This is a genomic window from Enterovibrio qingdaonensis, from assembly GCF_028683135.1.
Lineage (GTDB): Bacteria > Pseudomonadota > Gammaproteobacteria > Enterobacterales > Vibrionaceae > Enterovibrio > Enterovibrio qingdaonensis.
This window is the reverse complement of sequence record NZ_JAJUBB010000012.1, coordinates 46,556-69,520: the sequence shown is the minus strand read 5'-3', so window position 1 is coordinate 69,520 and position 22,965 is coordinate 46,556. Positions and strand designations below refer to the sequence as shown.

Genomic DNA, 22,965 nt, shown 5'->3' with positions numbered 1-22,965 from the left:
AATAGGACCAAAACTTTTGCCATTATTGAAAAACACTAATCACAAATTTAACCGTATATGTAAATTAAATAAAATATTGAGAATATGTATCACTAATGAAAGTCTGTCTGAAAACATGAATTAATAAAAAAGTGTGAGTATATTAGCTCACACTTTTTTAGACATTAATCACCTACGGTTAACTATGCATTTGCGGGCTTATCAACCGTTAAATTGTTCACCCATTTATTCCCAAAAACGCGCTTGATGGTTGGAACCAGTTTGACGATTTCTTCAGACACCATCATCAAGAAGACCAGTGGAAGAGGAAGGCCGAAATACATTGCAGCCAGTGCCGTCATTGGCACCGCCCAGACCCACTGGCAGACAATATCCATATTCATGCAGAACTTCGCGTCACCACCCGCCCTCAAAACACCAACGATGAGCGTAATATTGATGTTTCTGGTGATGGTACTAATCGCCAATACGGGGAAGCACAACGCAGCCAACTCTAAGACTTCAATGCTCACCTCGCTATAGATCGACAGGATTGTCGTCTGCAATGCCAGTATCACACCCGCACAGCCAATACCTACCATCAACGCGGTTCTTAATGCGTATCGTGCATACTTTTCACTGATAGTCAGTTTGTTGGCACCAAGGGCATTGCCCACCACAATAGATGTGGCACCAGATAAGCCAGACGCCACACAAAGCGACATTGCTTCAAGGGCTGAGATGATTGCCATCGTCGCCAATTCTGTTTCGCCCATTCGCCCCATGATGAGCTGATACGTAAAAATTCCGCCGCTCCAAATTAAGCTTCCTGCAATAATTGGAGCCGTAATATTGAAATACTTAGCAAGCGTGCTGCGTCTGAACGAAAAGTCCCGAGCCCTGAGAATTAACACTGGGTTAGACAGTTGAATAACCAGCAGCGATATAACGACGCGAAGCATACGTGCAGCGACGGTACCATATGCCGCCCCGGTTAAACCTAGTGCTGGCGCGCCGAAATAGCCAAAGATAAGGATGAAGCTCAACGCGACATTGGTTCCTATCTCGGCGATAGACATGTAAAGCGTCACCTTGGTTTTGCCTATCGCGCGCAGAGCTGCATCCATTGAGATGGCTGGGCCTGCAAACAGCATCGCGATGCTTACAATTTGCAGATAATTGGTCGCTAATTCCGCGGTTCTGCCTTCTGTGTTGAACATGGCTGGGATAACAGAGGGGAAAAGCCACACACAAAGGAAAACAAGCGTTGAAGCGAACGTAGAAATTGAGGCTCCAAGTGCAAAGTTACGGCGATAACCCTGTTCGTCTTTCGCTCCCCAGTACTGTGCGAGCAGCACACCCATGCCCGTGCCCATGCCCCAAATAAAGATCCCGACAAACCAAAAAACGCGTGCTCCGATGCTCGACGCTGCCACTTCTTGCGTCCCTAGCTGGCTAACCATGAGGTTATCCAAGAACCCCGCGCTACTGAATAATAGGCTTTGAAGAACAAGCGGCAAGCCGAGAACAAACACTCGCCGGAGGAAATAAGAATAGGTACTTTCTGCCATTTAGCCTCCTTGTAATGACTCTCACTTAATAAAGTAATTTGTTTACAATAAGGAAAACAGGTAACGAATACCAAGTGTAATCACATGTAATTTATGTGAATTCCATTCGACAAACGTCTCATTCAGAGAAATGTTCTATAAATTGAAGGTTTATAGCGACATGCACAAAAAAGCACCCACTCGGGTGCTCAATAAATAGACGCTTATGCGCATTTTGATGTTTCAAGGTGAATTAGATACAGCCGTGTATCAAATTCCAATTGGTGGTAATCCGGTTCCATATGACAGCAAAGCTGATAAAACGCTTTGTTGTGATCTTTTTCTTTTAGGTGTGCCAATTCGTGAACCACCAGCATGCGTAAGAAAGGTTCTGGGGCTTCTTTAAACATTGAAGCGATACGAATTTCATTTTTCGCTTTGAGCTTCCCTCCGTGAACACGAGATACGAAGCTATGCAAACCTAGCGCATTGTTTACGACATGAATTTTCCCGTCGTAAGCGACCTTGCTAATCGGTGATGATTTTTTAAGGTACTGGTTTTTAAACCCCATGACATAATCGTAAAGGGCCTTTTCAGAGGTAATGTTGTGGTTGGTTGGATATCGCTTTTTCAGCCATTCCCCAAGCTTACCCGTTTCAACAAGGCGGTTTACCTGCTCTAGTAAGTGCTCTGGATAGCCACCAAGATAGCGAAGTGAAGGGTGCATCGGATTTCTTCAATATATAACGAAGCGAGTATGCTATCAGTATCCCCTTGCATTCGTCACTCTCCATGACAGATCAGCCGATCTCATCGCTTTATTCATAGCGACTTGCCACGCTTCAACCGCGACAAAGTCACGCTCACTTTGTCCTGTATTGGCTTAAACATCAGACACATAGTTATTAAAGGCATTGCTAAAATAATAATATCTAAGCAATTTAACGCTATCCGCTTCTGATTGCTTAGGCCAAACAGTTAAAAAGGGAGAACAACATGAGCACAATAAAGGTGGCCTTATTTGGCTGGCACCCCGACGTAGTGAATTATGACAAGTGGCCCGGCATGACAGCAGAAAAGCTTCGTGCAGCGTTAGAAGGTGACCGAGACAGACTGTTAGATTTGGGCTACTCCGTCGATCTGCATTATATTCGAGATGGAGAAACAGCCTACGATGCCGCGACCTCAGCGTTAGTGGGTCAACCCTATGATTGTGTGCTGATTGGCGCTGGCGTGAGACGAGATGATGACCACTTTCTGGTATTCGAAAAACTTGTCAATGCAGTGCACAAAGCCGCACCGCAAGCTACGATTTGTTTTAATACAAACCCCAGTGATACGGCTGACGCCATAAAACGCTGGACGTAACTCTCTGTATTCGTACCCACACGGAGGTGCTACTTTGACACGTGCGACAAAGCAAGGATTCAACCCCGAATACGATGAAGATGCACCTTCGTTTGAAGAAGTCAGTGATCTTAAAGGCTTTGCGGTCGTTGAATTTGGTGCTCCTTGGTGCGGGCATTGCCAAGCCGCGCAGCCTGCGGTAGAGGAAGCCTTATCAACGTATTCGCTCCCACACGTTAAAGTGTTTGATGGAAAGGGCAAGCCACTTGGGCGTGCATTCAAAGTTAAACTTTGGCCGACACTCATTTTGCTTCGTGATGGCTTAGAGGTCGACCGTGTCGTCCGCCCTATTCATACAACAGAAGTCGCTGAACTTCTCTCTCACATGAATTTACGCTGAAGCACTATTTCGCAAACAATTGCCCTTCAATGTCCTTGAAAGATTTAAATTCGAGGGCATTGCCTGTGGGGTCGAGAAAAAACAGGGTTGCCTGTTCCCCAGGCTCGCCCGCGAATCGAACGTAAGGCTCAATGACAAACTTAATACCTTTGTCCTTCAACCTGTTTGCGAGTAACTGCCAATCTTCCATTTCTAACACAACACCAATGTGCGGCACAGGTACGGCTTTGGTATCGACAGCATTGTGGTGAAGATTAAGTGTATTGGTTTCACCGATATTCGGATCGTAATGAATGACGAGCTGATGACCATACAAGTCAAAGTCGACCCATTCATTGCTGCTTCTCCCCTCTTTGCAATTAAGTACATCGGTATAGAAACGGCGCGATTCTTCAAGGTGACGGACAGGGATTGCAACATGAAATGGGGTCAGTGCCATAAATTATTCCTTCTCGTTAATTCAATCCTTTTAGTGTCATTTTAGAAACGAACTGAACGCTCGTTGCCCTAAATTCGATAAACATCCCGACAAACCATTGTTCCATCATTGCTTTCACGTTAGGTTAAATTCTCGGGCATTTATATTATGGGAAGTCCTGATGAGCATTGAAACTTGGCTTGCATTTTTAACCATCGCTTTTCTTGCGGCTGCTTCGCCGGGCCCCGCCATTTTGCTAGTGATGACACACTCACTGCGCGCCGGATGGAAGCACTCAATGTTCACCATCGCCGGGAATGTCACTGGGCTTTTTATTATGTCGAGTTTCTCTGTATTGGGCTTGAGTGCACTGGTGCTGAGCTCAGCGACTGCTTTCATGGTGATAAAAACCTTGGGGGCGTTATACCTGATGTACCTTGGCATTAAGATCTGGCGCAATGGGATGGAAATATCCCTTGATGATGTCGACACACGCAAGGCCAGTAAACGCCGTCATTTTTACCTGCAAGGTATACTGGTTGCGTTAACCAATCCGAAAGCGATTGTGTTTACCACTGCCCTTTTCCCTCAGTTTTTGACGATTGACCAACCACTCTTGCCCCAATTTTCTCTCTTGGTGATGACATTTATTACCTGCTCTATTACTTGCCTAAGTGCCTATGGATATTGGGGAGTGAAACTGATTACTCGTTCAAAAACCGTAATTGCATCTCGATGGTTACCGAGAACATTCGGAACAACATTTTTAGGTGCAGGACTCGCACTTGCCCTTACAGCACAACGTTAACAGGACGCTCGTCGACGCTAGCGAGACACCAATAACCCCGCAAGCACCAGTACCAACACAAACAAAAGTGCACTGAGTCCTTTCCAAAACGTCAGTGGGTCCTTCTCGATAAGTGGAAGGCTTTGCTGGTGCGTTTTGAAGCCCACTGGCGGTTTCTTTAAATCTTGCTCGAATTCAGACAGCACTTTATAGCGCGCAGAAGGGATGGGATGACAGGCCTTTTTCAAAGCAACATCAAACCAATCTGGGATATCAGGTCGGTAAACGGTCGCGGGAACATAATCCCCTCGCGCGGAAGCATTGGGATTCGACGCATTGACCTCCTTGCAAGGTAAGTGCCCTGTTAGCACCTCATAAATTGAGACACCAAGCGAAAATACATCAGATTCGGTGTTTGCTGCATTCCCTTTCAAATACTCAGGTGCCGCATAGTTTAGGTCGCCAACCACATAAGATTCTTCACGTTGACCTGCTAATTCTCCCATGCCTCCTGCCTGCGCCGTGCCATAGTCGATGAGCGTAACATTCAGATCCTTGTCCACCATCAGGTTGTCAGGTTTGATATCGCGGTGTACAACAGACATGCGTTGGAGCACGCGCATCGCGCGAATTGTGCCTTTTGCCAGCGTCCGAACTTCGGTCAGTGTGGGTCTTGGATTATCTAACATCCACTGCCTGAGCGTTACCCCATCGACATAGTCACAAACGTGGTAGAGAAATGGTGAGTGACGCGATCTAGGATGTATTTTCATCACCCCGCGTTGTTTTATCTGCTCACCTATCCACCCTTCTTGTACAAAGCCAGAGAGATAAACCGGATCATCGGCAAAGTTCTGTGATGGCATTTTAAGTACATACTGCTTACCGTCTAACTCGCTTCTCGCTAGGTAAATATGACTGCGACTGCCACTGTGTATCACTCTGGCAATGCGGTAGTGATCAATCTGCTGACCTTCTTTCAATACCGAGGGGATCCTTCGCCCGTCGATATCGTGCAATGCTTCATCCAGTGTCGGGGGCGGAACATTGTCAATGGACATCAAAAGACAAGTGATGTTGTCATCACTGCCTGCGTCAAGGGCGGCATCCGTTAAGGCGCGTGATATCGCCTCGAGATCGGCCTTGGCTTCGCCTTGGTGCTTCGCGGGCTTGGCTTTGGTTTGGGCTATTGCTTCATTAAGAAGCGACGTTAGCGCCTCTAACGACAAGGCATCATGAATGCCATCGGTTGTCATCAACAGCCAGTCACCTGCTTCGATGCCAACAGATTGATAATCCACGTTCAGATGGCTGTCGATTCCTAATGCACGCGTAAGGTAATGTGTTTCCTTGTGGGTATAACGACGATGATCTTCTGTAATTTGTTTTAGAACATGCTGCCGGAAAAGGTAGACCCGACAATCACCTGCATGAAAAAGGTGCGCAGTATTGGACTTAATCACAACTGCGCCGAAGGCAGCGACCATCGCATTCGACGCACTGCCTGCATGCTGCCCGTGATGATAAAGCCATTGATTAAGCGAGCGCAGTACCTTTCCCGCCGCATCTCGTGTCTTCCACGTCGCCGGTGTATCTAGGTAGTCGTTGATAAACTCCGTTACGCTCATTTCGCTGGCTTTCTGACTGACATTGCTGGAGCTCACACCATCTGCAATAGCAGCAACGACGCCCTTGTGTTTGAGCACATGCGTTTTCTTCGGAATACAGACAGCAAAGGCATCTTGATTGGGTGACTTCATACCCGCAATGGAATACCCGCCAGCATGAACGACAAGCTGGGAAGCAACATGGTATTGCTCCCCAGTGGATGTGTTCGGCGTTGCACTCAACGCCGATGTAGAGAGATTTTCTGGCTTCATCCGTTATGCTTTCGCCACATCAATCATGGTAATGCTGCCATCATCATTCACTTCTGCGATTTGACCAGATGGTTCTTCCATAAAGAGTAGTGTGATAAAGCCAATAACCGCTGTACCTGCAATGATATAAAAGAAGGTGCTGTACTCCACCAGTGACAGAATCGTTAAATATGTCACCGCTCCCACGTTACCATAGGCCCCCGTCATACCCGCGATTTGCCCTGTCATTCTGCGCTTAATCAACGGCACTGCTGCAAACACCGCACCTTCGCCCGATTGCACAAAGAACGAACATCCCATCGCCGCTATAACAGCCAGCCAAACTGGCCATGCGCTGTCTACCAACCCCATAACAAAATAACCCACTGCAAGACCCGCGGTTAAAATCAGCAGCGTGGGTTTGCGTCCGAACTTGTCTGATAACCAACCACCACCAGGGCGAGACATCAGATTCATGAAGGCGTACGCCGACGCCACCATACCCGCAATAACCGGTGTTAACTCAAAGGTTTCAGCAAAGAACAATGGCAGCATGGAAACCACCGCCAGTTCGGAGCCAAAGGTCGCAAAATACAGGACATTCAATACCGCTACTTGTTTGAACTTGTACTGATGCAATTCGGGCACTGGCTTTTCAAACACATGCTTGTTCACCTTCCATACCTGTGAGGCATCGAACAAGTAAATAGCAGCCAACAACAAATAGATAATGGTCACCGTACTGTCAGTGAACATACCAATACCTGTTGGTGAGAGTTTCCACGCAAGCAAAGCAAGTGCGGCATACATTGGCACTTTCATAACCAGCAGCAAGTAGAAGTCGCCTTTTGACGTCACTTCCATTGCTCCCGCTTTTTTCGGTTTATAGTACGTCGCGCCTTTAGGGGTATCGGTAACATTGCGGTAAAACACGACCGAGAAGAACAAGCTCATAAAGCCTGTAATCGCCATTGCATAACGCCAACCATTTTCACCACCAAAAATCACGGCAACGGTTGGCAACGTAAAGGCAGCGGCCGCAGAGCCAAAGTTACCCCAGCCACCATAGATACCTTCCGCCGTGCCAAGCTCGTTATGCGGGAACCATTCAGACACCAAACGGATCCCAATAACGAAGCCTGCTCCAATTAGACCCAGTGCAAATCTCGCGATAGCTGCCTGTACAAAGTTGTCTGAGAGGGCAAAAACAAAACAGGGAATGGAACAGACAGCAAGCAGCAATGAGTAGACCAAACGTGGACCATACTTGTCCGTCAGCATGCCTACTAAAACACGGGCAGGAATGGTGAAGGCAACATTGAGTATCAACAAGGTTTTAATTTCTGCTGTTGTTAACCCAAGGGATTCCTTTACGGATTGTAAGAGAGGGGCAAAGTTAAACCACACGACAAACGTAATAAAAAACGCAAACCAACTTAGGTGGAGTATTTTCATCTTTCCCTGAAAAGAAAAGATTTTAAACTTTTCGCTTCCTGACATTTCGACTTCCTCATCAAGTAATAAAATCCTGTACCGTGAATTAAAAATTCACAGCAAAATAACTTTTAATTTTTTCAGTGCGTGTTTTAAACGTTTTATTTCAGACCGATTTGTATTTCTCCGTTTTCACGCCTGATTGGATACGTTGGAATTGAAACGGCCTCGTCTTCAATGCACTGGCCGCTATCTAGACAAAAATGCTGTTTGTACAAAGGCGATGCAATCACTCTTTTATCGCCAATTGAGCCGATAATGCCTCGAGAAAGCACATTGGCTTTTCCTACAGGATCATAATTATCAATGGCATATAAATTATCCGTTCTTCCACAGAGAAATATCGCGACTTGGCTTTCCCCTAGTCGTGCACAAACACCTGTGTTCTTTATCAATTCTTCCTGCCTGCAAATCGTTTTCCACTGCATCATTGTGCTTACCTCCTAACCTTCAACCGTGACGACATCAATACGCTCTGAGGTGACATCTGCTACATCAATAACCGCCGGAATACGCTGACCACGCACAGTTTGATATTTGAGGCTTTCATCAGCCAATTCGCTGTTAATGTAATGGCGGAAACGTTTAAGCTTCTCGGGCGAATCAATGGTTGTCTTCCATTCGCATTGGTATTGCCCAAGGCTCGCTGCCATTTCTTTTTCTAACTCTTCACCAATACTGAGCTTGTCTTCAATCACGACTTGTTTCAGGTAATCCAATCCGCCTTCCAAGTTCTCTAGCCAAACGGACGTTCGTTGCAGTCTGTCTGCGGTGCGGATATAGAACATCAGAATACGGTCGATATATTTGATCAGGGTTTCCCTGTCTAAGTCCGACGCAAAAAGGTCTGCATGACGAGGACGCATTCCGCCGTTGCCGCACACATAAAGGTTCCAGCCGTTTTCGGTGGCAATAATGCCAATATCTTTTGATTGAGCCTCGGCACATTCGCGCGTACAACCCGAAACCGCAAATTTGAGTTTGTGAGGTGAGCGAAGGCCTTTGTAGCGATTCTCTACATCAATGGCGAAACCTACGCTGTCATCGACACCATAGCGACACCAGGTAGAACCCACGCAGGATTTAACTGTTCGTACTGATTTTCCGTAAGCATGGCCCGTTTCAAAGCCAGCATCGACGAGAATACGCCAGATTTCAGGGAGTTCGTGTAATTGCGCGCCGAACAAATCGATACGTTGTCCGCCAGTGATTTTGGTGTAGAGGTTGTACTGCTTTGCTACCTGCCCAAGAACTATAAGTTTATCCGGTGTAATTTCACCACCTGCAACACGTGGAACCACTGAATACGTCCCGTCTTTTTGCATATTCCCAAGGTATATATCATTGGTGTCTTGCAAGCCTATATGCTCTTCTTTCAGCACGTAATCGTTCCAGAAAGACGCAAGAATAGAACCGATGGCAGGCTTACAGATATCACAGCCCAAACCGTCTCCATGACTGTCTAGCAATTCATCAAACGTCTTTGCTTTAGTGATGCGAACAATGTCCACCAGCTCTTGGCGGGTGAAGTGAAAGTGTTCACAGATATCGTTGTTAACCTCATGCCCTAATGCAGCGAGCTCAGTATCCATCACTTGTTTCGCCAGCGCAGAGCACCCTCCACACCCTGTTGAGGCTTTCGTACACGCTTTCAGATCCGCCATGTTGGTGCAGCCTGACGCGACGGCTTCTTTAATGTCGCCTTTCGTCACGTCGTAACACGAACACACCTGCGCGGTATCTGGCAGATTCGCCAAACCTGCCGCCCCGGAATCGGCTTCTGTTGCCCCATCAGAAAGCAGAAGCACAGAAGGAAATTCAGGTAACGGCAAATCATTTAGCATGGTTTGCAGAAGGTTCGGATAGCTCTCTGTGTCACCAACCAACACAGCACCCAGAAGCTTTTTACCGTCTTCCGACACGATGATCCGTTTGTATACCTGCTCAATGCCGTCGGAAAAGGTGTAGAACTGCGCACCAGGCGTGCTGCCTTGTGCATCACCGATACTTGCCACATCAACACCCAGCAGCTTGAGCTTGGTGCTCATGTCAGCACCTTTAAATGCGGCGTCTTCATCGCAAATGTGTGCCACAGCCACTTTTGCCATTTGATAGCCAGGTGCAACCAAACCAAAAATGCGTCCTTCCCAAAGTGCGCACTCACCGACAGCATAGATATCTGCGTCGCTGGTTTGGCAGGTATCGTTAATCACGATACCGCCGCGTTCACCTGTCTCAAGTTCGTGCGCTTTCGCAAGGCTATCTTGAGGGCGAATACCCGCCGAAAACACCACGAGATCGGTTTCTAAAGCGGAGCCATCAGCAAAAGTCAGTTTGTAGCGGCATTCATCACCGCTCAAAATTTCAGTCGTCGCTTTCTCGGTGTGGACCTTCACGCCAAGGGCTACAATTTTTTCCTTCAGCAGCTCACCGCCACCTTCATCCAACTGAACGGCCATTAAACGCGGCGCAAACTCGACCACATGCGTTTCAACCCCCATCTGTTTCAACGCATTTGCAGCTTCTAGCCCAAGTAAGCCACCGCCAATCACCACTCCCACTTGGCTGGTTTCGCCCGAGGCTTGAATCGCTTCTAGATCCTCAATGGTGCGGTAAACATGACAATGCGATTGGTCATTTCCTTTAATCGGAGGAACAAACGGATAAGACCCTGTTGCCAGCACCAATTTGTCGTAAAAAACTTCACGACCTTTGTCCGTCACGACACACTTGCTCTCACGTTGAATCGCCACCACTTTCTCGTTAAGAAAATAGTGAACGCCTTTTTCGTCATAGGCTTCTTCGCTCGTCAGCATCAAATCTTCTGCTGCATTCCCAGCAAGGAAGCTGCTTAACTGGACACGGTCATAAGCAAGTCTTGGTTCTTCCGAAAACGTGGTGATTTCAAAGTCACCGTTTGTGTTTCTGTCACAGAGCTCATCAATAAACCTGTGTCCGACCATGCCATTCCCGACAACAACAATACGCAACTTTTCCATTTATATTCCTTCCTATGCCGACAGTTGTTCGATTTCTTCTTGAGTTTGAGTCACGAACCAACTGAGTTCTGAAGACAACGAAACCACCTCGCCCACAACAATGAGCGAGGGAGATACGAGATTCTTTCCTTGAATAGCAGTCAACACGTCAGACAGGGTTGAAACAAAAACGCGTTGGTTGACCGAGCAGCCTTTTTCGATCACAGCGATGGGCATTGAAGGAGACATTCCCTCAGCCATAAGCTTCTCTGTGATGAACTGGAGCTTGGAAAGCCCCATGTAGAAAACGAGGGTGTGATTCAAAGAAGCAAGGGCTGACCAGTTTGAAGACAGATCTTTTTCGGCATGCGCAGTGACCAAGGTGCAGCCTTGTGACAAACCACGATGTGTCAGAGGAATACCCGCGTAGCTCGTGCAGCCAGATGCGGCGGTAATGCCCGGAATAACCTCTACATTGACACCAGCGTCTCGCAGCACTTTCATTTCCTCGCCGCCGCGGCCAAATATGAAAGAATCGCCACCTTTTAATCGACAAACCGTGCGACCTGCGCTCGCTTCAGCCACGAGTATGTCGTTAATCTTGTCTTGCGGGACACTGTGCAAACCTTTAGCTTTGCCCACATAAATCAGAGCTTTGCCGCTTGGAATCAAGTCAACAATTTCACTGCTAACTAAACGGTCGTAAACCACCACATCAGCACTTTGTATGCATCGATAGGCTTTCATGGTCAGCAGTTCAGGATCACCGGGACCAGCACCGACCAAAACAACACGTCCTTTTGGTCTCCCGCCTCTCGCCCGCCGTGTTGACGTGCGCCATTGAGATATCGACGGTTGCGCGTCGCTCACGCACTCTTCTAAAAACCTCTTGGACATCCATGCCACCAAATTTCACGAAACAATTGATGAAGAGGTATCAGCAAATTGGATGCCACATCAGAATTAATTCTAAAGAAAAAAATTAAATGGCTGTTTTAAGTATAAATAAACGACTTCTCCTTTAATTTTTTAATCAATTGCACGAATAGCGTCATGTCTTCACTCCGCACAAATAGAGTGCAATAAAAAACAGAAGTCGCACCATTTAAATTCATCACAAGGTGCAAGAACATGCATTTGCACCATTCTGAATTCAAACTTTTCTCAAACTTTATTATTAACTTTTCAATAAACAGGGAATTGCATCCATATATTTGTTCGCATCTTTCAAGTTGGCTTAGTAGTTGCAGAAGATGTTGTTAGAACTGTTCAGCTAAATATTTGGTGCAAACGTGCAGAGTCAAAAGAAATCAGAATTAGAAACCACACTGAGTCAAAACAACACATCAACATGGAAAAAAACCACCTGCGCATATTGCGGTGTCGGTTGCGGTGTTGAAGCAAGAATGACTCCCCAAGGAAAGCTAGAGGTGCGCGGTGATGAAGCGCACCCTGCAAACTTTGGACGACTGTGCTCAAAAGGACTTGCCCTAGGTGACACCGTCACAACAAACGGAAGACTTCTTGAGCCGTCAATCAATGGCGACGCTGTTTCCTGGGATCAGGCTTTGACGCACGTAGCAACATCGTTCAACGACATCATTGAACAACATGGACCCGACTCAGTTGCCTTTTATGTGTCAGGCCAGTTGCTAACTGAAGACTATTACGTTGCCAACAAATTGATGAAAGGATTCATCGGCAGTGCCAACATCGACACCAACTCTCGACTGTGCATGGCATCAACGGTTGTAGGGCACAAACGTGCGTTTGGTGAAGATTGTGTTCCCGGTAACTATGAAGATTTGGAATTGGCCGATTTGGTGGTTCTCACAGGCTCAAATCTCGCTTGGTGCCACCCAGTACTGTATCAACGTCTTAAGACAGTAAAGGAGAAACGAGGCACGAAGGTTGTGGTCATCGACCCAAGAGAGACAAACTCCTGTGACATTGCGGACCTCCACCTTCCTCTGTTTCCCGGCAGTGACATTGCCCTGTTTAATGGTTTGCTGGCTTACCTTTCAAAACTAAATCAAGTAAACCGAGACTATATTGACCTGCAAACAGAGGGTTTTGATGAAGCTCTTCAACAAGCCAAGCGTTTTTCGACTATCACTGCAGTGGCTTTGGCCACTGGCTTAAAAACCTCAGACATTGAAACCTTCTATGATTGGTTTCGGATAACGCCAAGGACCGTCACCGTTTTCTCTCAAGGCGTGAACCAGTCGACGAGCGGGTCAGATAAAGTAAACAGCATTCTCAACTGCCACCTAGCAACAGGGCGAATTGGAAAGGCAGGAAGCACGCCATTTTCAGTCACCGGACAACCAAATGCCATGGGCGGTCGCGAAGTCGGCGGGCTGGCAAACACGCTTGCAGCGCACATGGAGTTTGGTAACGCCGAGCACGCATCCCTTATTCAAACGTTTTGGGACAGCCCTACATTGGCACAACAACCGGGATTAAAAGCCATCGATATGTTTGACGCGATAGAGTCAGGTCAGATTAAAGCTGTCTGGATCATGGCAACCAACCCCGCCGTTAGCTTGCCAGAGAGTGAACGCATTAATCTTATCCTTGCCAATTGTCCAATGGTTGTGGTTTCAGATTGCATTGCCGAAACGGATACCACAAAGCATGCGAACGTCCTTTTGCCCGCCCAAGGATGGAGCGAAAAATCCGGAACAGTTACCAACTCAGAACGACGGATTTCACGTCAACGACGAATCATGCCTTCCCCCGGCCAAGCCAAACCAGATTGGTGGATCATCAGCGAAGTCGCGAAACGCATGGGCTTTTACAGCGCGTTTAATTACCAAACAGAGCATGACATTTTTATTGAGTACGCCAAGCAAACAGAACTGGCCAATACCGAGGAACACACACGCAGGCAGTTAAATTTGAGCGGTTTTGCTGGAATGTCCGCACAGGCCTATAACGACTTAATGCCAACACAATGGCCAGTGTCTCGAGAAAAGGACGCTGAAAGATTGTACGAGGATGGCCAATTTTCAACGCCAAACCGGAAAGCACGCTTTGTCGCTGTCGATTTACAACCAACGGCTTCAACCGTCTCTGAACGGTACGGATTGATGCTGAATACTGGGCGAATCAGAGACCAATGGCACACAATGACACGCACCGGACTCTCCGCTGCGCTAAATCTGCACGATCCTGAACCCATGCTGGACATGCACCCTTTTGATGCGTCCGATCGCGGTATCAAGGATAAACAGCTTGTAAAAGTATTCAGTGAATGTGCATCTCAGATTTTCAGAGTCAACGTGACCAGTAAAAGTGCTGTCGGCCAATGTTTCGCCCCCATCCACTGGAACCGAACAAACGGATCAGGCGGCCTCGTTGATGCGCTCATTCCGGCTAACACAGACCCTTACTCTGGACAGCCTGAATTTAAAGCAACCCCGATAGAAGTGAAGTCCCTTGCAATCCAAGCAACCTTGGATGTCGCTTTAACGTCCGCACTACGTTCGGATTTTATCAATGACATTGAGCCTCAGTACTGGACGAAACGAAAAGTGGATGGTGGCTATCTCTATCGGCTTGAGTTTGCGGAGAAGAGGGAGGATGTCTATGAGAGATTTAACAGACTGCTTCATGAAAAAAAGCGAACGTCGATCGTTTCTTGCAAATCGCACAGCATACTTGGCGTTATCACGCTCTCTGAGTCAAGCAATATGGCCTATGTAATTAGCGACACACAAGCCGAGCATATAGAAACGGATGTGTCGGTATTACTGTCTTCAGACTTTGCACTTCCCGATGTCCATGCATTTCTCAATGGAACGCTGAAAGCACCATCCCCCACGATTTGTACCTGTAAGCAAGTGAAACAGGCAGATATCGAGACCGCTTTCTTTGAAAAGGGTGCATGTTCGGTAGAAAAGATCTGCGAGATGACACAAGCGGGGAAAGGATGCGGAAACTGTATCTCCGAAGTGGGGCGTTGCGTGAACCAACTGCTTAACGACACCTCTTTGAAAATTGATTGTGCCAGCAGGTAGCGGTATTACGATAAGGTGAAAACGCCCAATGGCCTTCATTGGGCGCTTTGATGTGCGTAACCTTCCACCCTTAGTTCTAAGATGGTCGATACGCTAAGTGCTAATTTCCAACGAGGGTTAAAGCTTAAATTGGCCCACGAGTTTGAGGAGTCGGCTTGAAAGTTGCGCCAACTCGTCACCTGCATAAGCAATCTGAGCCGCACTTTCCGTCCCTTGCGCTACCACATCGTTAATGTTGTTGACGTTTCGGTTAATTTCTTGAGACACGGAATACTGCTCATTTGCAGCACTTGCTATCTGTATATTCATATCTGTAATTGCTGAGACCGCGCTGCGAATTTCATTCAGCGCATCACCTGCACTTCTCACCTCAACGACGCAACCATCTGTGGTGGTTTGACTTCTGCCCATCACTTCAACAGCCGCTTTTGCCTGCTGCTGAAGGTCCTCAATGATACCCTGAATCTCAGTAGTAGAAGATTGAGTGCGACTCGCAAGCGTACGGACCTCATCAGCAACTACGGCAAATCCTCTACCTTGCTCTCCCGCTCGCGCCGCTTCAATTGCGGCATTTAACGCCAAAAGGTTAGTTTGGTCTGCAATATTCCGAATCACCTCAAGCACTGAACCGATTGTTTGGCTGTCGCGCTCAAGATGATTTATCGTGGCTGATGTTTCGCGAATTTCACTTTCCAAGTTATCGATCATTGAAATAACGCGTTCGACCACGGTGCTACCCGCATCTGTAGATTGATTCGCCCGCTCTGCGGCATCTGCGGCTAGCGTGGCATGTTGAGCAACCTCTTGTACCGTGGCTGTCATTTCATTCATCGCAGTTGCCACTTGCTCAGTCTCACCTTGCTGTTGTGCGGCACTTGATCGACTCGCATTTGTGATACTCGACATTTCTTCTGCGGACGTTGCTAAGGTGTTAGTTGCATCAAGGACTTGCTGCATAGTCCCATGAATCTTTTGAGCAAACTGATTAAAGGCAGTGGACAGCTCACCGATTTCATCGTGACTGTTCACCTCGATGCGCTGTGTTAAATCCCCTTCACCCTGAGCAATATCCTGCATGGCGCGTGTCGTTGACACGATGGGCTTCGTGATACCATGTGCAATAACGAACGCCACAACGATTCCGATAATCAGCCCAATTATCGCTAGCATTGTCAGTTCAAGTGAAATCTCATTCAAGCTAGCCTCGGAATGCGTTCTGTCCATAGCAATCGCTAAGACACCTAAACGTTTACCTGAGAAATCTTCTACAGACTTCATGTACAACGCATGGGGAATGCTTTCAAGATCAACGACAGCTTCAAACTCTTCACCCGCCATTATACTCGAAAGCAAAGCGGTCTCGCTTAGCTTGGGCGTGTGAAACGTACCTCCAAAAGACTTGAAACCGCCGGCGTCTGGCAGGATTAACGCAATTGCCGCGTTATGCCTTTCTTGGAATCGTTCAAAGAACGGTTGACCGAATGACATCCCAAACTCAATCGAACCAATATGGTCATTTTGATAGAAAACGGGAGAAACGCCTCGGATACCAAGACCTGCAACCCCATTTTCTAAGCCTTGAACGCTCTCTTTATTACGATTTGTCTGAACAACCGTTTCACGAAAACCAGACAAATCGTCACCGAATTTCGTTGGCTGATGAACACGCAAAAATGAGGTCGCCGGTGGCGTATGAAACTGGAATTGTTCAACAGAAAAGGATTGTTTTAACGGTAAGAATACGTGCTGGCTTATTTGATTGAGTTTGTCACGGTCGCCGTCTGCAAACGCCTGTTGTGCATCAGGCATATTTGCCACTACGGTCGATAATGCAACAGCCAAATGGGCAGACGACCCAATTTCCGAAATAGCGGCTGAATACAGCTTTTCTAGCTCGCGACGCTCTCCCTCTTTTATTAGCTGCGAAAACTCAGTTAAGACAACAGCTAACACCGCCCCCGTTAGAATGACTAACAAGGTACATATACTCAACACAATGCGAGTGCCAATTTTAAATCGAGATAGCATGACTCTCTCCATATAACAGCTACCTAAAAAGGCACTATATAAAGACAAAGAGCTAATTTTTATAGAGAATCCACAATTTTAGTAATGACATTTGAACCCTCGTTGCAAGATTAAAAATTAGGCAACACAAGGGTTGCAACCCAAGTAAATATCGTGCAGGTCGCAAATATCTGATATCAATTACCTTATTAATTACATTTTTGTATACATAAACAAAAAAAGGCAGCTCTTCAGCTGCCTTTTCAATCTTCATCGCGTGCAATTACTTTTTCTTGCGCTTATCGGTAATTTCCCACTTACCGTCAATGTACAAACCCGTCCAACCAGATGGTTTGCCATCTTCTTCTGTACGCACGTAGTTTTCTTTGCTCTTACGGCTAAAGCGAACCACTGCCTTACGACCATCAGGGTCTTCAGAAGGTGCATCTGCAAGATATTTAAACTTGTCATGCAAACGATCTTTGAAACGTGCAAGCTCTTCCACTAAAGGCGCGCGGGTTTCGCGTGATTTAGGGAAGTTACTCGCCGCCAAAAACAGACCGGAGGCACCGTCACGAAGCACAAAGTACGCATCTGAGTTTTCACAAGGCAACTCTGGGAAATGCACTGGGTCTTCTTTTGGTGGCGCAACTTCGCCGTTTTTCAGGATCTTACGTGTGTTCTTACATGTCTCACTAGTACAGTCCATGTATTTACCGAAACGGCCATTTTTAAGGACCATATCAGAACCACACTTGTCGCACTCGACAACCGGACCTTCGTAGCCTTTCAGCTTGTACTCGCCCTTCTCAACCAAGTAACCGTCACAGCTTGGGTTGTTACCACAAACATGCAGCTTACGAGATTGGTCGATCAAGTATGCGTCCATTGCCGTTTCACACTTCGGACAACGCTTTTTCGCACGCAGCGCGGCAGTTTCAACGTCTTCTTCCAAAACGTTAACAATGCCTTCTTCGTCCATCAGGTTGATCGTGGTTTTACAGCGTTCCTTTGGTGGCAACGCATAACCAGAACAACCCAGGAATACGCCTGTCGAAGCGGTACGGATACCCATCTTGCGTCCACACGTAGGACAGTCAATATCCGTCAGTACGATGCTGTTAGGCTTCATACCGCCTTCACCTTCCTCAAGCTCTGCTTTACCTAAATCGTCGGTAAATGCTTTGAAGAAGTTGTTCAGGACTTTTTTCCAATCTTCATTGCCCATGGCGATTTGGTCAAGCTGACCTTCCATGCGCGCTGTAAAATCGTAGTCCATCAAATCTGCGAAGCTGTCATCGAGGCGATCAGAAACAATCTCACCCATTTTTTCCGCATAGAAGCGACGCTGCTCAACACGCACATAACCACGATCTTGAATCGTCGAAATGATTGCAGCGTAAGTTGATGGTCGGCCAATGCCGCGCTTCTCAAGTTCTTTAACCAAAGCAGCTTCTGTAAAGCGCGCTGGCGGCTTCGTGAAGTGTTGCTTAGGGTCAACCTTGTCTAGAGACAGAATCTCGCCCACATCAACGTGTGGAAGCGTTGTGTCTTCGTTTTTACCCATTGGACGCTGTACGCGAGTCCAACCGTCAAAACGTAACGTACGTCCTTTCGCTTTCAGCGTGAACTCACCGGCTTGCACAGTGATGGTGCTTGAGTCGTATTTCGCTGGCACCATCTGGCAAGACACAAATTGACGCCAAATGAGATCGTAAAGGCGGTGTGCATCAGGATCCATACCTTGCAGATCGTCAGCTTTCACATCGATGCTAGAAGGACGAATTGCTTCGTGCGCCTCTTGAGCATTGCCTTTCGAGCCGTAAACGATTGGCGCACCTGGCAAGTAGTTTTCACCGTATTCGCCGCCAATAAATGCGCGTGCTGATTCAACGGCTTCTTTGCTCAAGTTAGTTGAGTCGGTACGCATATAGGTAATGTAACCTGCTTCGTACAGACGTTGCGCCAGCATCATGGTCTTCTTCACGCCAAAGCCCATACGGGTGCTCGCTGCTTGTTGCAACGTTGACGTAATGTAAGGTGCAGATGGCTTACTCGTCGTCGGACGGTCTTCGCGGTCAGTGACTTTGTAAGTCGCCTTTTTCAGCGCATCTGTCGCGGCCATTGCTTGCGCTTCGTTCAGCGGTTTGAACGCCTCACGATTTTGCTGAGCAACCACCAAACGCAACACGTTTTGGCTCGCTGTCGTAGTGTCTGAGTGAATATCCCAATATTCTTGCGGGATAAACGCTTTGATCTCGTGCTCACGTTCTACCAGCAGTTTTACCGCTACTGACTGAACACGACCTGCAGACAAACCACGTGCAACTTTTTTCCAAAGTAGCGGCGAAACCATGAAGCCAACAACACGGTCAAGGAATCGACGCGCTTGCTGCGCGTTTACGCCATCCATATTCAGTTCGCCAGGAGATTGGAACGCCTGTTGGATTGCGTTTTTGGTAATTTCGTTGAACACAACGCGTTTGAAACGGCTTTCGTCGCCACCGATAATTTCCCGCAGGTGCCAAGCAATGGCTTCCCCTTCGCGGTCCAAATCCGTTGCGAGATAAACGTAATCCGCCTTTTCAGCTAACGCTTGTAGTTCGGCAACAACTTTCTCTTTGCCTGGTAGAATTTGATAGTTCGCTTTCCAGTCGCGATAAGGATCAACGCCCATTTTGTTGATCAACGCATTTTTCTCTTTGTCTTTTTTAATGCGTTCTTTGTCTTCCGTGCTCAACCCTTTGGTTGAGATAGGCGTTGCTTTCTTGCCGCCTTGTGCGGCGCCGGTAGGCAGATCTCGAACATGACCTACACTCGATTTAACGATGAAGTCTTTGCCCAGATACTTATTAATCGTTTTTGCCTTTGCCGGGGACTCCACGATAACGAGAGATTTACCCATAGTGACCAATACGCCCTCGCGTTAAAAATTCATTTAGTAGTTCAAATCGCATGCAAAACTTTAAGGCACGCTACTGACGCTTTTTTTAATATTGAGCGACTCGATCGGAATATCAACCAGTTTCTTTATTATTTCCCCTGATTGATTGCTGCTTCTCCAGTTGTAAAAAATCTGTAAACAGTATTCTTGACCTTCCGGAGGCTTAGCGTAGTCTCACTTTTGCAAGCGCGCTAATCATTACCATTGACCAACAGCAATATGCCATTCGTCTTCAAAATTTTCTGGCTTGGCTCACACTAAGCCTCACCAAAGGTGACGAATTCAACAATTTACATGTCACGTGCCCATTTTCTTTCAAAGGCGTTATACTGCCGCTTTTCGTACCTAAGCATTCGAGATATTTATGTCACAGAAAGCCCCGATCAGCGCCGAAGAGCTGCTGAATATCGCCAATCAAATGATCCGAGATCACGATGAGTACCTAGAAGGTATGCACGCGGAATCAGTGGAAGAAAAGGCTGGCGTAATGGTATTTAAAGGTGAGTACTTCTTGGACGAAAACGGACTACCGACTCCAAAAACAACGTTAGTATTCAACATGTTTAAGTATCTGGCTCATCAGCTTTCAAAGCAATACACAATTAAGTGATCGATGCCTTACAAAAAATGCCACCGCAATTCGGTGGCATTTATTCACTCAGCAAATTACCCTTCAAATACCGCGGTATCTTTTTCTTTTTTGATTTGTGAAGAACCGTTGCCATCTTGGTCTTTTCCACCACGTCCTTTCGGATCTGGACCATAACGATTTGGTCCTGGCGTACCATCTTTCAGGCCAAGTTCGACGAGCGAAAATATCATTCCAATAATTGGAACGACAAGAATTAGTGCCCAGTACAAACTCAAGTCTCTGTCTTGAATTCTCTTAATACTGAGAGCTAACGACCCAAAAAACGCTGCGTATTGACCGATCGGGCTGATGATGCCGTAAGACACGCCATTAATCAGCTCATAGGCCGCAGGGATACACAGGATCAGCAACGGTATTTGATACAGCCACCAATCTCGCCTACGTATGCGTCCACGAAGGGAAAACAGCATTTTCAGTTGATTCATCTACACTCCTAAACTATTGGTCGCTGGCCACGGCTGATCCACTTAAGCAGAACGCGATCTAACGCATCTGCCGAAGCTCCAGCCAATTTTTCTGCCAGCTTTTTACGCTGAACGTATTTCACGCTCAGAACATCTTTTTCTTTCACCACAGACACCAAGTAATCGTCACTGGTGCCAATGCTATCTATCAGGCCCAACGGCAGAGCTTGATTCCCAAACCAATGCTCACCTGTCGCGACTTTCTCCAACTCCAGAGATGGGCGATGGTCAGCAATGAAGTCTTTAAACAAAGTGTGAGTTTCTTCCAACTCAGTCATGAATTTTTCACGCGCTTTGTCGGTATTCTCACCAAACATAGTCAGTGTACGTTTGAACTCACCTGCGGTAAGTTGCTCAAACTCAATATCATGTTTTTTCAACAGTTTGTTGAAGTTTGGCAGTTGGGCAATGACGCCGATTGAGCCAACCACAGCAAAGGGTGCAGCGATAATTTTATCGGCAACGCACGCCATCATATAGCCGCCGCTAGCCGCCACTTTGTCGACAGAAACGGTCAGCGGAATACCTGCTTGTTTAATGCGATCGAGCTGGGAAGACGCAAGGCCATACGCATGTACCATACCGCCACCGCTTTCCAAACGCACTAATACTTCATCGCCCTCTTTGGCAACCGATAGAACCGCGGTAACTTCTTCACGTAGGGCTGTGACTTCACGCGCATCAATGCTGCCCTTAAAGTCCAACACAAACACATGCGGTTTTCGGCTCGACTCCAAAGAGGCTGTATCCGTCATTTTCTTTGCCTCGGCTTTTGCTTCTTTTGCCTTGGCTTTTTCCGCTTTCTTTTCCGCTTTGTCTCGCGCTTTTAAAGCTGCTTCGTCATAAAGATGCGATTCCATTGAATGCACGAGATCTTTATGATTTTCAGTCAAGTTAGTGATTTCCAGATCACCCTTTTGTCCCTGTTTACCACCTGCACTTTTCGCAATAATTAATACCGCAATAACTGCAACGGCAAACGTCAACACTTTGGCAAGAAATAGCCCGTAATCCAGCAAAAATTCCAAACTCTGTTCCTCGTTTTTTCTTTTATATCCAAGCGACCTTCAAAAGGCTGAGGCACTTACTTTTAGCCGTGTGACCTATTCTATACCCAAACAATGCCAATATGCAGTTTTCAAAGGAATTGAATAGCCTGCTCAGCCCGCTAATTTCGCATTGACTGGTTGTTTCAGCCATTAAGAGCATCTTACAATGATGACTGTTGAGATGAACAGACAGCAATGTCGATGATAAAAGGAATATTGTAACGTGGAGTATCAAATAGCAGCCAACGCACTGGCAGGTAAAGTCATTTTGGTGACCGGTGCTGGAGATGGAATTGGTCGTCAGGCCGCGCTCAGTTACGCTCAACACGGCGCAACCGTTATATTGCTCGGCCGTACAGTGAAGAAACTGGAAGGCGTTTACGATGAGATTGAAGCCGCAGGGGGCCCACAACCTGCCATTATCCCTCTGGATATGTTAGGGGCAACGCGTCAGCATTATATTGATATGGCGGATACGATTGAGCAACAATTCGGTCGACTTGATGGTGTATTGCACAACGCAGGCTTACTGGGTGTACTCAGCCCCTTTGATCAGATTGAAGAAAAAGCCTACGACGAAGTCATGCAAGTCAATGTCAAAGCGACCTTCTTAATGACGCAAGCTATCATGGCGTTGATTCAAAAATCAGAAGATGGGCGTATTGTTTTCACATCCTCGACCGTTGGTCATTCCGGTCGCGCGTTCTGGGGTACGTATGCCATATCTAAATTCGCGACAGAAGGCATGATGCAAGTGTTAGCGGATGAACTAAGCAATACAACAGTGAAAGTTAACGCCATCAATCCTGGTGGTACTCGCACTAAAATGCGTGCATCCGCTTTCCCGGCTGAAGATGCCAACAACCTTAAAACGCCACTAGATATTATGCCATTGTATCTTTACCTCATGGCACCGGAAGGCAAAGACGTTAACGGTCAGTGCATTGACGCACAACCTAAGTGATTTTCTGTTCCACTGAAACGACAAAAGCCAGCATTTCTGCTGGCTTTTTT

The 22,965-nt window shown here is 47.0% G+C and carries 18 protein-coding genes; 6 read left to right on the top strand and 12 right to left on the bottom strand.

The window, feature by feature from the left end; all coding sequences use genetic code 11:
* Positions 1-182: 182 nt before the first annotated feature.
* Together LRP49_RS16200 and LRP49_RS16195 are read right to left on the bottom strand one after the other, a co-directional pair.
* Positions 183-1,550, bottom strand: a complete 1,368-nt coding sequence (locus LRP49_RS16200) for an MATE family efflux transporter (RefSeq protein WP_274143352.1) — start codon at positions 1,548-1,550, stop codon at positions 183-185.
* A gap of 203 nt (positions 1,551-1,753) precedes the next feature.
* Positions 1,754-2,257 carry a M48 metallopeptidase family protein gene (locus LRP49_RS16195; RefSeq protein ID WP_274143351.1) on the bottom strand — a complete coding sequence of 168 codons (504 nt, stop codon included), beginning with the start codon at positions 2,255-2,257 and terminating at the stop codon, positions 1,754-1,756.
* A gap of 269 nt (positions 2,258-2,526) precedes the next feature.
* On the opposite strand from LRP49_RS16195, the gene LRP49_RS16190 reads away from it, so the two are divergent.
* Both LRP49_RS16190 and LRP49_RS16185 read left to right on the top strand, forming a co-directional pair.
* Positions 2,527-2,898, top strand: a complete 372-nt coding sequence (locus LRP49_RS16190) for a hypothetical protein (protein WP_274143350.1) — start codon at positions 2,527-2,529, stop codon at positions 2,896-2,898.
* A gap of 34 nt (positions 2,899-2,932) precedes the next feature.
* Positions 2,933-3,277, top strand: coding sequence for a thioredoxin family protein (locus LRP49_RS16185; RefSeq protein ID WP_274143349.1), 345 nt, complete (start codon positions 2,933-2,935; stop codon positions 3,275-3,277).
* 4 nt (positions 3,278-3,281) lie between these two features.
* Here the strand turns inward: LRP49_RS16185 and LRP49_RS16180 are convergent, their stop codons facing one another.
* Positions 3,282-3,716, bottom strand: coding sequence for a VOC family protein (locus LRP49_RS16180; RefSeq protein WP_274143348.1), 435 nt, complete (start codon positions 3,714-3,716; stop codon positions 3,282-3,284).
* Between the two features lie 160 nt (positions 3,717-3,876).
* Here LRP49_RS16180 and LRP49_RS16175 point away from each other — a divergent pair, with 160 nt between their 5' ends.
* Positions 3,877-4,503, top strand: a complete 627-nt coding sequence (locus tag LRP49_RS16175) for a LysE family translocator (RefSeq protein WP_274143347.1) — start codon at positions 3,877-3,879, stop codon at positions 4,501-4,503.
* Positions 4,504-4,520: 17 nt separating this feature from the next.
* Here the strand turns inward: LRP49_RS16175 and LRP49_RS16170 are convergent, their stop codons facing one another.
* The 5 genes from LRP49_RS16170 to cobA all read right to left on the bottom strand — a co-directional run bounded on the left by LRP49_RS16170 (position 4,521) and on the right by cobA (position 11,710).
* Positions 4,521-6,362 (bottom strand): bifunctional protein-serine/threonine kinase/phosphatase, encoded by a 1,842-nt coding sequence (locus LRP49_RS16170; protein ID WP_274143346.1) that lies wholly within the window; start codon positions 6,360-6,362, stop codon positions 4,521-4,523.
* 3 nt (positions 6,363-6,365) lie between these two features.
* A complete protein-coding gene (locus tag LRP49_RS16165; RefSeq protein WP_274143345.1) occupies positions 6,366-7,841 on the bottom strand; it encodes a NarK family nitrate/nitrite MFS transporter in 1,476 nt (491 codons plus the stop codon).
* Between the two features lie 95 nt (positions 7,842-7,936).
* Positions 7,937-8,266 carry a nitrite reductase small subunit NirD gene (gene nirD, locus LRP49_RS16160; RefSeq protein WP_274143344.1) on the bottom strand — a complete coding sequence of 110 codons (330 nt, stop codon included), beginning with the start codon at positions 8,264-8,266 and terminating at the stop codon, positions 7,937-7,939.
* A 12-nt stretch (positions 8,267-8,278) separates the two neighbouring features.
* A complete protein-coding gene (nirB, locus tag LRP49_RS16155; protein ID WP_274143343.1) occupies positions 8,279-10,834 on the bottom strand; it encodes a nitrite reductase large subunit NirB in 2,556 nt (851 codons plus the stop codon).
* Between the two features lie 12 nt (positions 10,835-10,846).
* Complete coding sequence (gene cobA / locus LRP49_RS16150; protein ID WP_274143342.1) at positions 10,847-11,710, bottom strand: uroporphyrinogen-III C-methyltransferase; 864 nt, start codon at positions 11,708-11,710, stop codon at positions 10,847-10,849.
* A gap of 395 nt (positions 11,711-12,105) precedes the next feature.
* Here cobA and LRP49_RS16145 point away from each other — a divergent pair, with 395 nt between their 5' ends.
* Positions 12,106-14,835 (top strand): nitrate reductase, encoded by a 2,730-nt coding sequence (locus tag LRP49_RS16145; protein WP_274143341.1) that lies wholly within the window; start codon positions 12,106-12,108, stop codon positions 14,833-14,835.
* Positions 14,836-14,952: 117 nt separating this feature from the next.
* Here the strand turns inward: LRP49_RS16145 and LRP49_RS16140 are convergent, their stop codons facing one another.
* Positions 14,953-16,863 (bottom strand): methyl-accepting chemotaxis protein, encoded by a 1,911-nt coding sequence (locus LRP49_RS16140; protein ID WP_274143340.1) that lies wholly within the window; start codon positions 16,861-16,863, stop codon positions 14,953-14,955.
* Positions 16,864-17,125: 262 nt separating this feature from the next.
* Positions 17,126-19,747, bottom strand: a complete 2,622-nt coding sequence (topA, locus tag LRP49_RS16135) for a type I DNA topoisomerase (protein ID WP_274143339.1) — start codon at positions 19,745-19,747, stop codon at positions 17,126-17,128.
* Between the two features lie 403 nt (positions 19,748-20,150).
* On the opposite strand from topA, the gene LRP49_RS16130 reads away from it, so the two are divergent.
* On the top strand, positions 20,151-20,396 hold the full coding sequence (locus tag LRP49_RS16130) for a YciN family protein (RefSeq protein WP_274143338.1): 246 nt from the start codon (positions 20,151-20,153) through the stop codon (positions 20,394-20,396).
* Positions 20,397-20,452: 56 nt separating this feature from the next.
* Here LRP49_RS16130 and LRP49_RS16125 read toward each other — a convergent pair whose 3' ends face one another.
* Positions 20,453-20,863 carry a DUF805 domain-containing protein gene (locus LRP49_RS16125; protein WP_274143337.1) on the bottom strand — a complete coding sequence of 137 codons (411 nt, stop codon included), beginning with the start codon at positions 20,861-20,863 and terminating at the stop codon, positions 20,453-20,455.
* A gap of 8 nt (positions 20,864-20,871) precedes the next feature.
* A complete protein-coding gene (sohB, locus tag LRP49_RS16120; RefSeq protein ID WP_274143336.1) occupies positions 20,872-21,930 on the bottom strand; it encodes a protease SohB in 1,059 nt (352 codons plus the stop codon).
* Positions 21,931-22,174: 244 nt separating this feature from the next.
* Here sohB and LRP49_RS16115 point away from each other — a divergent pair, with 244 nt between their 5' ends.
* The gene (locus tag LRP49_RS16115) at positions 22,175-22,915 is read left to right on the top strand and encodes a YciK family oxidoreductase (protein ID WP_274143335.1); all 741 of its coding nucleotides are present in this window, start codon (positions 22,175-22,177) and stop codon (positions 22,913-22,915) included.
* Positions 22,916-22,965 lie beyond the last annotated feature (50 nt).